The following is an 18,085-nucleotide window of genomic DNA, read 5'->3' as shown; positions in this document are numbered from 1 at the left end:
AAAGTTGTTTCATGAAAAAAGTATTATTAATAATTGCCTTATTTTTTAGTTTTAGCATTTTTGCACAAAGTCCACCCGAGGCCATAAATTATCAGGCAGTAGCTAGAAATTTAGCTGGTGTACCAATGGTAAATCAGTCTATTTCGGTACAATACGCTATTTTGCAAGGGTCATCAAGTGGTACTGTTGTCTATTCAGAAACACATGCTGAAACAACTAATCAATTTGGTTTATTTACATCAGAAATTGGATTAGGATCGGTTAATAGTGGTAATTTTTCAACGATTAACTGGGGTAGCTCTATCTTTTACTTACAAGTAACAGTAGATGGAGATGTAATGCCAGCAACACAGTTATTATCTGTGCCTTATGCCTTACATGCAAAAACTGCAACAAGTGGAGTTCCTGGAGCTGATGGTCATAATAGTTTAATTAGCTCAGTTGCAGAACCTGCTGGAGCGAATTGTCCAAATGGAGGATACTTTATACAAACATGGTTAGATTTAAATGATGATGGAGCTTTATCAGGAGGAGAAACGCCAATTTCTTATTATATATGTAATGGAACTGATGGTGTAAATGGGACAAACGGAAATGACGGAGTAGGTATAGCTTCAACTGTAGATAATGGAGATGGTACTTTTACAATAACTTATACAGATGCAACAACATTTACGACTGCAAATTTAACTGGGCCAATGGGACCAGCAGGAGCAAGTGGGACGACTTATTTTCCTGGTAATGGAGTAAGTTTGTCAGGTGATACAATTACAAACCTAGGAGATGCAGATGCTGATCCGAGCAATGAGTTACAAGTATTAAGCATATCAAATGACACATTATTTTTAAGTAATGGTAATAGTGTGGTGTTACCAAGTATTTCAGAAACTGTAACATCTATCCAAGATAATGGAGATGGAACATATACTTATACTGATGAGCTAGGTTTACAAGAAGTAATAAATACGATAGATGGAGATGCAGACTCAACTAATGAGTTGCAGGTATTAAGTATAGTAGGAGATACTATCTATTTATCCAATGGAGGTCAAGTAGTATTACCCCCTGCTTCGAGTGATACTGATTGGACACAAGGTGCAGGAGTTATCTATAACACAACTGATATGGTAGGTATAGGAACATCTACGCCAACTTCACCTTTAACAATTCAAAAAGCTGTAGGAACACCTGAAATCCAATTTGTTGGCCCTAATACTGCATTTGCTGACATTGCTTCACAAAAAGTTTTAAACATTAGATCAAATGGAGTTGACCCATCAAATTTTACTCAATTAGTGCTGGATACGGGATCTATTAAAGTTCATGGATTAGGACCAACTCAAACAGAATTTAATGTATTAGGGACTACATCAACTACCAATTTAAGAGTGACAAATGGCGCAGGAAATATTGGAGATGTTTTAACTTCTGATGCATTAGGTAATGCTACTTGGCTAGCACCAGGAGCTACAGGAGACAATTGGGGGACAGATACTGTTAATACAGTTGGCCCAAATCTTTTAGGAAATGGTACGACAGGAAACCCTTTACAAGTAATTGATAATGACACATCATCAACGAATGAATTACAAGACCTTACTATTTCCGGAAATACTATTAATATTTCTAACGGAGCAGGAGCATCTATTTCAAGTACTTTTCCAACAACCGGAGATATGTTATACTGGAATGGTTTAAATTGGATAGCACAACCTATTTCTGCAATAAACATTAACGATGCCGATTCAGACCCTTTGAATGAAATTGAGTTGCCAGCAACAGCAATATTAAACCAAGTTCTGACATGGAATGGTACTGCATGGGTTGCACAAAACCCTGGAGCAGGAGCAGATAACTGGGGTTCACAAACAGCAATTACAGATGGAACTAGTATTACCGGAGATGGTACAGCAGGCTCACCCATTACACTAGCAGCAACTATACCAACCAATACTAGTGATTTAACAAATGATAGTGGATTTATAACAAGTGCTGACGATGCAGATAATGATCCAAATAACGAGATAGAATTACCAGCTACGGCAGGAACTAATGAGGTGTTAACATGGAATGGGAGTGCATGGGTAGCGCAAGCTCCAGGTGCAGGAGCAGACAATTGGGGTTCACAAACAGCAATTACAGATGGAACTAGTATTACCGGAGATGGTACAGCAGGCTCACCCATTACACTAGCAGCAACCATACCAACCAATACTAGTGATTTAACAAATGATAGTGGATTTATAACAAGTCCTGACGATGCAGATAATGATCCAACAAATGAAATAGAGCTACCTGCAACTGCTAGTACAGGAGATTTATTATACTATAATGGAGTAAGTTGGATTGCAAATCCAACGCCTCCAGACAGTGATAACCAAAGTTTAACTTATGTTTCTGGATCTCAAAATTTATCAATTTCGGGAGGAAATTCAGTAACCCTAGTTGTTGATGATGCAGATGCTAGTTCTACAAACGAAATTCAAACTTTATCTTTTGCGAATCCGAACTTATCTCTTTCTAATGGTGGAGGAACTATTGATTTGAGTGGACTGAGTGGTTCAACTCCATGGACTGAAACAGCTACAGAAATTTATGCTACAGATATTTCAAAACCTATTGGAATTGGTTTAACAACCCCAAACGCTCAATTCAAAGTTCATTTACAAACCACTGGAGAAAAAGGGATGTATATTGATAATGCTTACAATGGAACTAATAGTGCTTATGGCCTTGAGGTTTATAACAACAATGCATTTAGTGGTATAAGATATGGAGTTTATAGTCAAGTTAATGGAGGAGGAAGTGTAAGTCAAAGCGGTTACGGAGGTTATTTTAGTAGTACTGTATCAAATACAGGGAGTACAAACTACGGTGTTTATGCAAGAGCTGCTGGAGGTAACACTAATTATGCGGGATACTTTGCAGATGGTGATGTATATATTCAAAATGGATTAACACTACCTAGCGGTGCTTCTAATGGATTTGTTCTAACTTCTGATGCTGCGGGTAATGCAACATGGCAAACACCAACTGTAGCAACATCCTTATGGACTGAAAGTGCCGGGAAAATATACCCTTCAACTTTATCAAATTTTGTCGGTGTTGGAACAGCTTCTCCAACAGGGAATCTTCATGTTTATGGAAATAGTCCAACGTTATTTATTCAAGATTCACAAACTACGTCAGCGGCTTATCCTTCATTAGAGTTAGGAAACACTAGTGCTGGGTCTTTTAACTCTCAAGCATCTATATCTGTTCCAGGATCGGGTGATTATTTACAAATTGCAGCAAATGATGCAATACGTTTTAATACCAATTTTACTGAAAGAATGATTATAACTAATTCTGGAGATATTGGTGTTGGAACATACCCTTCTGCTAAACTACATTTAGATGGAACTTTAAGGTTAGATAATTTATCAGTAACAGCCCCTGCAGTTGGCGCAGTATTAACTAGTATGGATGCGCAAGGAAATGCTGAATGGCAACCATTACCAACTGCTCCAGCTACTTTTTGGTCACAATCAGGAAATAATATTTACCCTACTACAATTGCAAACAATGTAGGTATTGGTACTGCAGCTCCTGCTTCTTCATCAATGCTTCATGTTTTAGGAAATGCAAATGGTAGCACTGTATATATTCAAGATGAAGGATTGAAAAATGGTTCATTACTTTATATGGGGTCTAATTCAACTGATGGAACAGCAAATAATAGTAGTCACATGATTAATATTAATCGTACAGGAGCCAATGTAGGTAGTACTCATACTGCTTATGGTGTAAGAAGTAGTGTTACCAATACTGGACCATCAAGTATTAATATGGCGGGTTATTTTAGTGCGGCTGGAGCTACTACTAATTGGGGTGGATACTTTGCAAACGGTAATGTATATATGAAGGATCATTTATCAATAGGCTCTATTGCAACAAATGTCTCTAAAGTTTATATACTTGACCCTACTGACGGAGGTGTTTCTTTAGCAATACAGAATGAAACAGATGGAGCTCCGGGTATATTGTCAGGCTCTCTTGGTGCTAGAATAACTGTTTCTGCAGGAGGTACTCAATCAGTTACAGGTATTCAAGCATCAGCAACAGGTACTACATCTAGTAATGTTACTGGTGGATATTTTGCATCAGAAGGTAGTGGTTCAGGATTTAATAGAGGATTAAATGCTGTAGCTAGAAATAGTACAGGAACAAATTATGGTGTTGATGTTACTGCAGCGGGTAATTTTGGAACAAACTATGGTATGCGTATTACAACTGGTGGTACTCATACTGGTGCCAAATATGGATTACGCTTAGCAACTAGTGGTAATGGAACCAAATTTGGAGTTTATAGTTCTGGTGAAGACTATAATTATTTTGGTGGTAATTTGGGTATTAAACAATCTAATCCTGGAACTTCATTAGAAGTAAACGGAGGTGTTACTTATGCTCCTACTACATATGCAGCAGGAGCTACTTCATTTACACTCCCTGTTGGAGATAGAAGTTTTATTCGTGTTACTACAAGTTTTGGAGGTGCAACGATGTTAGGTATTGATAATGGTCTTAGAGCTGGACAAATGTTAATCATTGAAAATGTAGGAAGTTATCTTTTAACAATTAATGATGATAAAGCGAATGCTAACTTAGCTGGAAACGCATTATTGTATACTGGAGACACGATGACTCTAATATGGAATGGTTCAAAATGGATGGAGTTGTCAAGATCAGATAATTAAAAGCTAAAAAACAAATGAAAAAATTACTATATATATTTATACTCTTTAGCTTTACTGTTAATGCTCAAGTTACTATATCGCGTCAAGTTATAGGGAGTACGGGTAGCTATCAAGTGGGAACAACAATGTCACTATCTTCAACTGTTGGAGAACCAGCTGTGCAAACTTTATTTTCAGTTAATGGAATATTAACTCAAGGGTTTCAACAACCTAGCATGAATGTTGATTCAATTGTTACCTACGAGGTAATAAATGAAAGTTGTAATGGAGCATCAAATGGATCAATTTTTATCAATAGTGTTCTTGGATGTGCGCCTAAAGCAGATGGAACTTATAGTTTATTAATCAAAAATGTTACAGACTCTTCAGATCAAGATAATCCAGCACAACTTCCAGCAGGAACTTATAATGTTAAAATTATAGGTCTAAATGGTTGTTATTTCTTTCAATTAATTACTGTTGGATTGGATAGTGAAGAGGATTGTAAAATCAAATTTTACTCAGGGATTACACCTAACGGAGATGGTAATAATGATTTATGGATAGTAGATAATATTGAACAATTTCCTGAAAATGAAATTAAAATATTTAACCGATGGGGAAGTATTGTATGGGAAGCTTCAGGATATAATAATGATGACGTTGTGTGGAATGGTAAAAATAATAGTGGAAATGATTTGCCTGATGGCACCTATTTTTATGTGGGAACGATAGATGGAGAAACTTATAAAGGCTGGGTAGAAATAACAAGATAATTTAAAACGAATGAAAAAAATAGTATTAATACTAACATTGCTAACTAGTTTACAAAGTTTTGCTCAGCAAGACCCCGTTTATAGTTTGTATATGTTTAACCCTCTAGGTGTAAATCCTGCATATGCAGGTAGCCGAGAAGTATTAAGTGGGGTTTTAATTCATAGAAGTCAATGGGTTGGTTTTGATGGAGCACCTACAACTCAAGCATTTGCAGTTAATAGTCCATTAAAAAATAAAAGTATGGGTGTTGGTTTGCAAATTATTAATGATGCAATAGGGCCTAGAAATGTACTAACAGCAACAGGAACATACGCTTACCGCTTAAAAATTGGAAGAGGAAAGTTAGCTTTTGGTTTAAAAGGAGGAATACAAAATTATAGTTACGATTGGGCTAAAATAGAATATAAAGATGAACAAGATGAAATTCCAAATAATGCTGCAGGTAGTTTTATAATACCAACATTCGATTTCGGTATTTATTACAATACAAATACATTTTACGCAGGAGTAGCAATAGACCATCTAAACCAAGCTCAATATAAAGTTTCATCATCCTTAAGTACAGAAGATAATCCGGCAAAGGTTTATTCTCACCTTACAGCTACTGTCGGAAAAGCATTTGTATTAAATTCTAACCTAGTGCTAAAATCATCTGCTTTAATTAGAGGAGACGGACAAGGAAATGGCAATATTGATTTAAACGGAAGTGTTTTAATCAAACAAACATTTTTAGCAGGGTTAACCCTAACTACTCGAAATAGCATTATTGTGCTTACCGAGTTTAATATCAATAAAAACTTTAGAGTAGGATATGCCTATGATCATAATTTTAGTGACTTAACCAGCACCGCTGGATCTGGTTCGCATGAAATTTTTATAGGATATGACCTAAGTTTATTTAAATCAAAAGTAATTTCGCCAAGATATTTTTAGTGAAGAATGAGAAGTAAAAATTTTAAGTACGTTTTAATATTTGGTGTTATAAGTTTCTTTTTTGGAAACTATGCTTTTGGACAGCTAAGTAAAGCAAACACCTATTTTGAGGAAGGTAAATATGCTGATGCTATTGTATATTATGCAAAGACATTAAAAAAGGATGCGAATAACATTGAGGCTACAGAAAATATAGCTTTTTCATACCGTAAGCTTAAAGACTATACAAATGCTGAAACATATTATGCTAAAGCAGTAGAGCTAAATCCTGATGAAAGCGCAAATTATCTCTATTATGGTCAATCATTAAAAAACAATGAGAAAGTAAGAGAGGCCAAAATTCAATTTGAAAAGTTTTTAGAAAAAAACCCATCAAGTTTAATAGGAGAATTAATGGTTCAATCATGCTTAGACATAAAAGACTGGGAAGTTGATCCAAAAGAATTTACTGTTTCAACGGTAGAAAATATTAATTCAGAAAACGCAGATTTTTGCCCTTTAATTTATCAAGATGGAATTGTGTTTGTTTCTGAAAGAGGAGCCGACTTGGTAAATGAAAATAATTTTGGAGCAAACAATAAGCCTTATTTATCTATATTTTATGCCAAAGCTTCAAATTCTTATAAGAAAGCAAAACAGTTTTCTCATCAATTAAATTCTGTTTATCACGATGGCCCAGTTTCTATTACAAGTGATAATAAAACAATTTATTTTACAAGAGCTGAAAAGGAAGAAAGAGGGAAAGATTATAGTAATAAAATAAAAATTTTTACTGCTGATTTAGAAGGAAAAAAATGGAAAAACATTAAAGAATTTAAATACAGTAGCAATAAGTATTCTGTAGCTCATCCTTGGGTTTCTGAAGATGGAACTAAACTGTTTTTCGCATCTGATATGCCTGGAGGGCAAGGGAAAATGGATATTTATGTTTGCAATAGAGAGGGAGATGACTGGGGAGAACCTATTAACTTAGGTAAGGAAGTAAATACACCTGAGAATGAAGTGTTTCCTTATTATAGAAAAGATGTATTATATTTTTCATCTGACGGACTTTCGGGTTATGGAGGAATGGATATTTTTTCAGTTTTTTCAACAGATAATTGGACTAATCCTAAAAACCTAAAAACACCTTTAAATTCTTCAAAAGACGATTTCGGAATCTTTTTTACAGACGATGAAAATGGTTATTTCTCATCTGATAGAGAGGGTGGAATGGGTAGTGATGATATTTATAAATTTAACTACCAAAGTATAGAACAGCAAACATCAATGACAGGTTTATTAGAATATGATAAATTACCTGCTTCTAACACTGAAGTTTCTTTATATGACGAAAATGACGAGTTATTACAATCTGTAACAACAGATGAAAATGGAAAATTTAAGTTCAATAAGTTGAAAATGGATGAGAGTTATTTCTTAAAAATAAATGAAGAAGATGAAAGCTTATTGGATAAAGCAAAACTTTATTTAACGAACTCTAATGGAGAAAAAGTACTCTTAGCAAACGATATTGGTAAAGGAAAATATAACTTTCAGGCCTTACCTTATGATAAATATGATGAATTGCCACTATTGGAAGAAGAAGATGAAAGCTTGTTAACAGTTAGCGTTTTTGGTCAATTATATCAAAAATTACCTGGTGATTATTCAGGAGGAATGGAAGTTTGGGTGGTTGATGATGAAGGAAATATTATTGGAAAAGCTAAAACAGATAAGGATGGTAAGTTTGTTTTTGATAAGCTATCACCTGATGAGCAATACTTGTTTAAGTTAGCTGAAGATGATTCAGAACTGAATTTAATTATTGTTGATGAAAATGGGAGAGTGTTAGAGGCTGCTAAACGTTTAATTGATGGAAAATATAGATATGTAAGGCTTAACAGTGAGCAAAATATGATTACCCTTATTAATGAACTTGATGAGGTAATTAAAATTGCTGAAAACGAAAATTTTGTAATTTCAAAAATATTTTATGACTATAAATCTTCTGATGTTAATGCCATGGCGGCGAAAGAATTGGATAAATTAGTTGTTATTTTAAATAAAAATAAAGGAGTTAACGTTGAATTAACTTCTCATACCGATTCAAAAGGGAGTGACGATTATAACTTAAGACTTTCTCATGAGAGAGCTCAAAAAGCAAGAGAATATATTTTACAAAAAGGAGTTAACAGTAATAGAATTACGGCTAAAGGATTAGGAGAAACTCAACCAGTAGCTGCTAATGAAAATGAAGATGGAACTGATAATCCTTCTGGAAGAGCAAAAAATAGACGAACAGAATTTAAAATAATTAAGAGCCGTTAAAAATTGAAGCAATTATTCTCATTTATTGTTTGTTTACTTATTACTTTCTTTTGTAAAGCACAACAAACTAATATCAAATTTTCACATCTAACTTTAAAAGATGGTCTTTCGCAAAGTGAAGTATTAACCATTTTACAAGATAAAAAAGGGTTAATGTGGTTTGGAACACAAGATGGATTAAACCAATATAATGGGTTTGAGTTTAAGGTGTTTTCTAGTGATATTACAGATTCAACAACCATTTCAAATAGCTTCATTCACCAAGTTTATCAAGATAGTAGTGGATTACTTTGGCTCGCAACAGAAAATGGATTAAACATATACAATATAGAAGAGCAATCGTTTGAAAACATTATTGCTAAGAACACTTTAGGTAAATCTAAAAATAATGTATGGTCTATAGCAGAAGATGAAAAATACATTTGGGCAGGAGTTGAGAACCAATTAATTAAAATTGAAAAATCTACAAAAAAAATAACACCAATACCTTTGTCATTAAGCACAAATGCAAAAAACCTAAAAATTAGAAAAATAAAGTTTATTGAGAAAACAACTTTGTTTATTGCTACAGAAGGTAATGGAATAATAAAGCTTAATACAAAAGACAATTCTTCGACTCACTATTATTCAGAAAATAGTGGGTTGAATAGTAATACAACTTTTGATTTCTATAAGCATGCCGAAAATCAAATATGGATAGCGACAAATAGAGGGATTTGTATTTATAATACTAAGTCAGATAAAATATCTCGACATGCTATTTTAAATGCACGAATTAGTAATGCAAGCGTAAGTACAATCTTTGAAGATAAATCTGGAATTATATGGATAGGAACAGAAAATAGTGGGCTATATAAGTTTAAATTTTTAGAAAATGTTGATCATTATTCATACAATGCTACAATTGGAACAAGCTTAAGTAGTAATAAAATAAATACAATTTACGAAGATAACACAGGGATTATCTGGATTGGAACACAATCTGGTGTGGACAAGTTTGATAAGCAAAAACAATATTTTAAACATTATCAGCATTGGCCAAACACTACACATACTATAAATAGTAATATGGTTTGGTGTATATTTCAAGATGATGCTTTTAAATCAACTCTTTGGGTAGGTACAAATGAAGGGGTCAATATCTTTGATAAAGAAACTGGTGAAATGATTTCATTAGCACCAGATTTTTCTAAATCTAACATTCAAAAAAACAATAGTATTTATTCTGTGTTTAAAGACCATACAGGCACTATATACTTAGGTTCTGATGGTGGTTTGTTAACGTATACAGATGGTAAATTAATACCAATAAAATATTTAAATGGGGAAAACAAAAGTAGAACCTATACTATCAAAGAAGATAAAAGACATCGCCTATGGTTAGGTACAAAAGAAGGTTTGGTTGTTGTAAGCGCTGACCGAAAAACATTTAAATTATATACATCTTCTAATCAAGAATATAATTTAAAAAATGATGTTGTTCGATCTGTTTTAGAAGATTCTAAAGGAAATATTTGGTTAGGTTCTGATGGAGGGGGATTGGTAAAAGTTATTGAAGAAAACGATAGCATTTATTTTAAATCCTATTTAAACAATCCTGCTTATCTTAACTCTTTAAGTCAAAATAGTGTATTAGTAATTATTGAAGGAAAAGAGGATATACTTTGGGTCGGAACTTTTGGGGGAGGATTAAATAAATTTAATACTAAAACAGAAGAGTTTACTAGATTTACAGAAAAAGAAGGGCTTAGTAACAATGTAATTTATGGTATTATAGCTGATGATAGGAATTATCTATGGATATCAACAAATAAAGGTGTTTCTGCTTTTAATTTGGAAACAAAAACGTTTTATAACTATGAAGAAAGTGATGGGCTTCAAAGTAATGAGTTTAATACGGGAGCCTATTATAAAAATAGTTTAGGAGAAATATTTTTTGGAGGAGTAAATGGATATAATTCCTTTTATCCTGAAGACGTTCATAAAAACAAATCACTACCAAAACCTTTAATTACAAATTTTTATTTATTTAATAAGCCAGTTAGTATTGGACCAAACTCTATATTAAAAAAACAGATTTCAGAGTTAGATGAAATCACTTTAAAGTATAAAGAAAATGTTATTTCTTTTGAGTTTGCATCCTTGCATTATGCTTATCCATTAAAAAATCAACATGCCTATATGTTGGAAAATTTTAATGAAGATTGGGTATATATTGGAAACAATAGAATAGCAAACTATACTAATCTCGATCCAGGAGAATATATTTTTAAAGTAAAAGTTGCAAATAGTGATGGTGTGTGGAATGAAACTCCCGCTCAAATTCGAGTTGTTGTTTTACCTCCAATATGGGGAACTTGGTGGTTTAGATCTATAGGCATATTAGTTATTTTAGCGATAATTTATGCTTATTATATCACAAAAATTAATAGGGTTAAAGCTCAAAAATTATTACTAGAAGTTCAGGTTAGAGAGCGTACTTATGAAGTAATCAAGCAAAAAGAAGAAATTGAAAGTCAAAAGCAACTAATTGAAATTGAGAAAGAAAAGGCAGAAAAATTACTTTTAAATATTTTGCCTGAAGAAACTGTTGAAGAGCTAAAAGCAAAAGGAAAAGCTACTGCTAGGCAGTATCGATTAGCTTCCATTATGTTTACTGATTTTAAGAGCTTTACTAAAATTGCTGAAAAAATTGATCCTCAAGAACTTGTTGCGGAGTTAGATCGTTACTTTATTAAGTTTGATGAGATTATTGAAAAGTATGATATTGAAAAAATAAAAACAATTGGAGACTCTTATATGTGTGCTGGAGGTATTCCGATAAGAAATAAGAGTAATCCTATTGATATTGTTTTAGCTGGGTTAGAAATACAACGATTTGTTGCCCAAGATCATATTGATAAGGAAGCAATTGGAGAAAAGTCTTGGGGTCTTAGAATAGGAATACACACTGGTGAAATTATTGCTGGAGTAGTGGGGATTAAACGTTTTGCTTATGATATTTGGGGTGATAGTGTAAATATAGCAAGTAGAGTAGAAGCGTCTAGTGGAGTAGGAATGGTTAATATTTCGGGAGCTACATATAATTTAGTTAAAGAGTTTTTTGAGTGTGAGTATAGAGGAAAGGTAAAAGCGAAAAATAAGGGTACAATTGACATGTATTTTGTACATCGAATTCGAAAAGAATTATCAATAAATGGAGAGGGAAATGAGCCAAACGAACTTTTCCAGAAGTATGTCGATTTACATATTTATAGCGGAATTAATTACCGTAAAGCAGAAAAGTATATTGTGAATCGATTAGAAAAAGAGTTGCCTGATAATTTACATTACCATGATTTAAGACACACGTTGGATGTTTGTGCTGCAGTAGAACGTATTGCGTTAATGGAAGGTGTTGAAGGAGATGATATTTTCTTGCTTAAAACCGCAGCTTTATATCACGATGCAGGATTTGTAAAGCAATATTCCAAAAATGAAGAAATTGGTGCCGCTTTAGCCAAAGAAGTTTTACCTCGATTTGGTTATACTGATGAGCAAATAGAAGTAATTCATCAGTTGATTAATGCTACAAAGGTTCCTCAGCAGCCTAAAAATAAATTAGAAGAAATTATTTGTGATGCTGATTTAGATTATTTGGGCGGTGATGATTTTCATTTAATTGCTGATAAGTTAAAAAGAGAATTAATGGAAAGAGATATGGTTCAAACCGACAAACAATGGGATGAGCTTCAGGTTAAGTTTTTAGAGCAGCACAGGTATTTTACCAAAACAGCAATAGAATTACGCAGAGACAATAAAAAAGCTCGCTTAGAAGAGGTTAAGGCTCGTTTAAAAACTTATAAGGATTAGAACTGGAATTAATTAAAACAAAGAGGCCCTTCAAATTTGAAGGGCTTCTTTGCTTTATATATTTAGTATTTATTTCAATACAATTTCATCTGCTCTTTTCATGTATTCTTTATAAGTGGTTTTCTTATCGGCTTCCCACTGGTAGTTACCAAACATTTTACCTGTAATTCCTTTACCAAAGTACTTCTCAAACATACGATGTAAAACTACATCATATTTTCTGTGGAAGTTTACCCAACAGCCATTACAATTGTGTTGGTAATGTTTTTGAGTTTTTTGAGTTTCTTTATCGTTTATGATCTCATCTAAAGAGCGTTCAAAAAGGTTTCCAATTTTTACATCTAAATTTTGGCATAACGGAACATCTCCATTTGGTAAAATACTTAATGAATCGATAATACTATTACACGACATTTTTAAATCGCCCTTACGCCATTCATCGTATAATACTAAGAAATCATAATTCTCTTTAAATTCTTTAATAATAGCTGGTATTTTATCTTTAAAATGTTCGTCTTTTAAGTCAGTAGATAATGGTCTGTGAATTTCTTCCTTTACTTCAAGAGCAGTATCGCCATCTACATAATTTGGAACTTGCTTTTCAGCTGTTTTTGTAGCAATTCCTGTTTCATGTGCTTTATCATCAGTATCAAAAAAGCTCATGTCATTATATACCCCAACGCGCATATCAACGCCTTCTCTTTTACATACTTCAGCAACGTGTCTCATGTCGTCAAAGTTGTTGTAAGGCGATAACGTAAACATTGTAGAAATTGGCACAACATCTTTTAAAGATTGAATTACTTTTATTACTCTATCATATCCATCTTTACCTCTCATGTGTTTGTATGTTTCAACATCTCCATCTAATGAAATGTATAAACGCTTTGGAGGGAATTTTTTAACGGCTTCAATTAAATTGTCTGGCTTTAAACAATTAGAAAGTAAATCGAAATTAGGGTGATTTTTAGTAAACCATTCCATGATTTGCAAAGCTTCTGGATGAAGTAAAAACTCTCCCCCTTCAAGCCCAATAGCTGTATCTTTAGATATTGCTTTGCTTTTCATTATTTCTTTTATCTTTTCAAACGAAAGATATTTTACAGGTCGTTTTGCCCAAATATTACAATGCTTGCAACGTGAATCACAAAGATCAGTTGCATATATCATTAAAGTAGCTAATTTTCTAGGCCCAATATTTGATTTATTGTTGGCAAATTTTTTAGCCCTACTTACGTAATCCTTTAATCCGTACATTCAATAATTTTATTAAAAACCCAAATGTACTAAATTTGATGCAATTCAGAATGGTTCAAAATAAGCTAAATGGAAGCTTTTTATACTTTGGGAAGTTCTATAAAAAATGAAGTGCCAACATTTTCGATTGTATTAAATGTAATTGTACCATTAGCATTTTCTATTATATTTTTAACCATAGCCAACCCTAACCCCATTCCGGTTGATTTAGTTGTAAAATTAGGAGTGAATATTTTACCTTGTTCATCTTCAGGAATACCCTTGCCATTATCTTTAATTTCAAGCTTGAAGATATTTGTATTTTCAGTAGAAATTATTTCAATAACACCATCTCTATCCAAAGGAATAGCTTGAATAGCATTTTTAATTAAGTTAGAAAATGCTCTATTCATTTGGTCTTTATCTGCATTTACAATAATTGCTTGGTTAATATTGTTTATGTAGCTAATTGTAGTTTTTTTATCTTGGTATAAATCAATACAAGTTTCTATTATTTCCGAAAGGTTTACCTTTTCTTGTTTTGCTGTCGGCATTTTAGCAAAATTTGAAAATTCATTCGCAATATTTGTCAAAGTATCTATTTGTTCAATTAAAGTTTTTGCAGTTCTTTTAACACGCTCTGCAACATCATCAGGGTTATCTGTAATCGACCGTTCTAGGTGCTGAATACTTAACTTCATTGGTGTTAAAGGGTTTTTTATTTCATGAGCAACTTGTTTTGCCATTTCTCGCCAAGCACTTTCTCTTTCCGATTTTGCTAATAAATTTGCACTTTTTTCAAGTTCTAGCACTTTGTTATTATATTCATGAACTAAAGACCCAATTTCATCATTTGATTGCCAATCAATAAGGTCATTCGTTTTACCAAACTGTAAAGCACTTATTTTTTCTTTAATTAATCGAACAGGTTCTGAAATGTAATTTGCAAAAACAAATGCAATTATCGCAGAAATTAAAAATAAGAGGGTATAACTATTTATTAAGGTTGTAAAGAAGCTTGAAAATTCAGTTTCTAATTCGTTTTGTTTAGAAAAATAAGGCAGATTTAAGTAGGCAATTATTTTGTTTTTTTTGTTTCTAAAAGGAACATAGGCAGATAAATAATTTAATGAACTAATCGTTTCATCATGAATAAACACAGATTTTTTTTCGTTGTTTAATGCATAATAAGCATCAGGATTAATTTTATCGCTTATTAATCCTCGCTCAATAATTTCTGGTCGAGAGGTAGAAATTAAATTTCCTTTTATGTCGTATAAATTAATGTCAACATAAAAAATGTTTGAAAATTTAATCAGTTGATAATTAATAAATTCAGTCAAGTTCGTTCCAAGTTTTTCTTCATTACCAAAACTGTTTTCTAGCTCAATTAAAACAGATTGAACTTTTTCTTTTATCGATTTTATATTTTTATCTGAATATTGTTGTTTGATGTAGTATGAAGTTCCCCAACCGAAAAGAAGAAAAGAGATAAAAGTGGATATGGTTACAAATAACTGAACTTTAGTACTAAAACTGGTTGACGTAATTTGCCAATTAAAAGGAGCAAGGTTAAATAATAAACCAATTAACAAAGCAATAAAACCTGTAAGTAAGAAAAAGTAAGAGAAGGTAGTAACGTGGTTAAACAATGTTTTAATAGGTGAACTCAACACAACGATAGTGTTTTTGTTGCTTTGATAATACAAATGATGAAAACCTTCTGATTCTGTAACGAAAATTCCATCATCATTAAATCTAAAATTATTATCAACTATTGAGGTGTTATAATTAAACCTACCGACGTGATTGGTTAATTGCCCTTGTTTATATTTTGCAAAAGACTGTTTATTTAAATTTACAGAGATGTCAATTTCTTTTTTGTTTAACAATAATTCAGGATAACCTTCTGTGTTTGAAAGTACTTTAGGTAATAGTTCTATAAATAAATTGGCGATTAAAGAACCGTTTAATTTGATTGTTGCTTTAGCTAAATAACTGCTTATATTTTCTCCTGAGTAAAGAAATGTGATATCTTTATTAGCTGAGAAATTATTTTCCGCTTCTATTTTTTCATTAAAAAAATCGATACAGCTAACTTGAACATTTTCACCTTCAATGATTAATGTGTCTTCGTTTTGACACAGGTAAGTATTTACATCGTATTTTGACCAGTATCCATTAAAGTATTTATCAATGATATATTTATCAAGTTCATTTTTATTTTCCCAATAATTACCAGCCCAATTTGTTAAAACAGTATCTGCCTCAATTTTTAGTTTTAAATTTTCATATAAATATTCTGTTACAGGGTCTTTTTCTTGAGCTAGTTTTTTTAGCAATGAAACTTTAGTAGTTTCGTTTTTCTCCCCATTATACTTTATAAATCCATAAGAAATTGAAAGAGCAATTAATGCAATTACAACAGTGCTTTGGTAGAGGGAATATTTTTTAGTTTTAAATGCAGAAAAAATAAGGATTAAAATTAAAAACCAAGAACTTATTGTCCAGTCGATTTGAAAAAGAAAATCGCCTATAATTACAGTAATTAAGCCAATACACCAATAAATAGAAACTAGCTGGTTGTGCGTAAAAGATGTGTTCCTAAAAGAATCTATCGTGGCTTTAATTAAAACTACAATACTTATAAATAAAAGGATAACAATGAAAATTCCAATAAAGCTAAAAGCACTTAATTCGAGGATATAATTTACATCGAAATTAATATTAGAATTGTTAATTAACCCAACAAACCAATTTGAGATTACTAAAGAAATTGTTGAGGTTAGAATTAGATATAAAAGTGGGTAAAGTTTATTTTTTTTAGGCTGTATTTTAATCAATTTAATCAGAAAAAGGCAAAAGGCAAAAAGTGTAATTGCAGCCAATAAAAAATTACCTAATGAAGGTAAAATGGCAGAATGAGCATATACACTTGGGCTAAATATTTTTTGTAGGTAAAGAGTTGTCGGGAAACTATAAAATGTAAATAAGAAGTAGCTTAAAGCAACATAAATAGCAGCGATTATGGCATTATATTTTTTTAAAGAATTTACTTGTTGCGAAAAGTAATAAACAAAAAGAATGAGCAAGACATATGCACTCAAAAAGAGTAAAACCATTATCCAATTACTTGATTTGTAATTAAATTGAAGTTCATTTAAAGCAAATAAAAACTTCCCTTTTAGTGAGTATATTTTATGTGCTTCTGAATCTTCATGAAATAATAATTCTATATCACTGTGTAAATTAAAGCTTTTATGAAAGGAAGGAGAGAGGTAATTATTTGAGATGGAATATTGATGTTTAATTAATATTAATGCCAAATAAGTGTGTTGTTTATTTTTGGATTTAATATAATGATACCATCCATTTTTTAAATGAATAATTCCTTCATCATCGCTAAATTTTGATAAACTATCTATTGGAGTTGTGGCACTTGTCCAAAAGACAATATTGTCATCTTTTAACACATAAAAACTAATTCCTTGTTCTTCGAAAGAGTTAAAATTTTTGAAAGATGAAAAGTTGTCTTGTTCTGATTTAAGTTCATTAAGCTTGTTTAATGCAATAGTTTCTTTTTGGTGTAAAACAGCATTAAAAGCTTTTATATTAAAGCTAGTAGAGTAAAAAAGATGAGGGAATAACTCTAAAAATAAAAGAATAACGACTCCAATTATTAAATAGATAAATGGAATATAGCGTTGTTTTTTCATTAAAGTAATTGAATTGTGAGTTATTAAACCTCTGGTTCTAATTCAGAATGATTTCAGAAGTAGTAATAACATTGCTTGAGCGCAAAGCCCTATCTTTTAACATTAATTCATATCGAATAGTATCAGACAATGTAAACGGATTGTATAGCAGAAGAACATTAGTTTCTCCTTTTAATGATTTTCCTGCTTCGTTTTCTATAAAAGGTACTCTTAAATGAAAAACAGTAGTGTCGTATTCGTTAGTTCCACTATTGTAAGTAATAATTGGAGATTTTTTCGCCCAACTGCCGTTTAATTTTTCATAATATTCTACAAACAGATTATATTCCTGTTCGCCAGTTGATTCATTTTGTCGAAGACCTAAATCACCATCATTATCAAAGAATTCAAAATTTACAATAGCGTAGCTTTTATCACTCGATAAACTAGCGTTTACAAAAGTAAGTACAGGAGGCTCTGGAGTCTTGTCTTCTTTCTTGCAAGCAAATAATGCTAAGGCAGATAATATGAGTAAGTTTGTAAACTTTTTCATTAGTTAAAATTACC

The 18,085-nt window shown here is 32.0% G+C and carries 8 protein-coding genes; 5 read left to right on the top strand and 3 right to left on the bottom strand.

What is annotated here, in order from left to right; genetic code table 11:
• Positions 1-11: 11 nt before the first annotated feature.
• The 5 genes from FRY74_RS11315 to FRY74_RS11295 are packed head-to-tail and all read left to right on the top strand — an operon-like array spanning position 12 to position 12,587.
• Entirely contained in the window at positions 12-4,736 is a 4,725-nt protein-coding gene (locus FRY74_RS11315; protein ID WP_147101691.1) for a beta strand repeat-containing protein, read from the top strand.
• 14 nt (positions 4,737-4,750) lie between these two features.
• Positions 4,751-5,491: a gliding motility-associated C-terminal domain-containing protein gene (locus tag FRY74_RS11310; RefSeq protein ID WP_147101689.1), complete on the top strand. Its 741-nt coding sequence runs from the start codon at positions 4,751-4,753 to the stop codon at positions 5,489-5,491.
• Positions 5,492-5,501: 10 nt separating this feature from the next.
• Entirely contained in the window at positions 5,502-6,425 is a 924-nt protein-coding gene (locus FRY74_RS11305) for a PorP/SprF family type IX secretion system membrane protein (protein WP_147101687.1), read from the top strand.
• Positions 6,426-6,431: 6 nt separating this feature from the next.
• Entirely contained in the window at positions 6,432-8,735 is a 2,304-nt protein-coding gene (locus FRY74_RS11300; protein WP_147101685.1) for an OmpA family protein, read from the top strand.
• A gap of 3 nt (positions 8,736-8,738) precedes the next feature.
• On the top strand, positions 8,739-12,587 hold the full coding sequence (locus FRY74_RS11295) for an adenylate/guanylate cyclase domain-containing protein (RefSeq protein WP_147101683.1): 3,849 nt from the start codon (positions 8,739-8,741) through the stop codon (positions 12,585-12,587).
• 69 nt (positions 12,588-12,656) lie between these two features.
• Here the strand turns inward: FRY74_RS11295 and FRY74_RS11290 are convergent, their stop codons facing one another.
• From FRY74_RS11290 to FRY74_RS11280, 3 genes are all read right to left on the bottom strand, one after another.
• Entirely contained in the window at positions 12,657-13,844 is a 1,188-nt protein-coding gene (locus tag FRY74_RS11290) for a radical SAM protein (protein ID WP_147101682.1), read from the bottom strand.
• An 80-nt stretch (positions 13,845-13,924) separates the two neighbouring features.
• Positions 13,925-17,539: an ATP-binding protein gene (locus FRY74_RS11285; RefSeq protein ID WP_147101680.1), complete on the bottom strand. Its 3,615-nt coding sequence runs from the start codon at positions 17,537-17,539 to the stop codon at positions 13,925-13,927.
• Positions 17,540-17,576: 37 nt separating this feature from the next.
• Positions 17,577-18,071: a hypothetical protein gene (locus FRY74_RS11280; RefSeq protein ID WP_147101678.1), complete on the bottom strand. Its 495-nt coding sequence runs from the start codon at positions 18,069-18,071 to the stop codon at positions 17,577-17,579.
• Between the last annotated feature and the right edge of the window lie 14 nt (positions 18,072-18,085).

It is taken from the genome of Vicingus serpentipes, assembly GCF_007993035.1.
Lineage (GTDB): Bacteria > Bacteroidota > Bacteroidia > Flavobacteriales_E > Vicingaceae > Vicingus > Vicingus serpentipes.
This window is presented reverse-complemented; position numbering and strand designations above follow the sequence as displayed.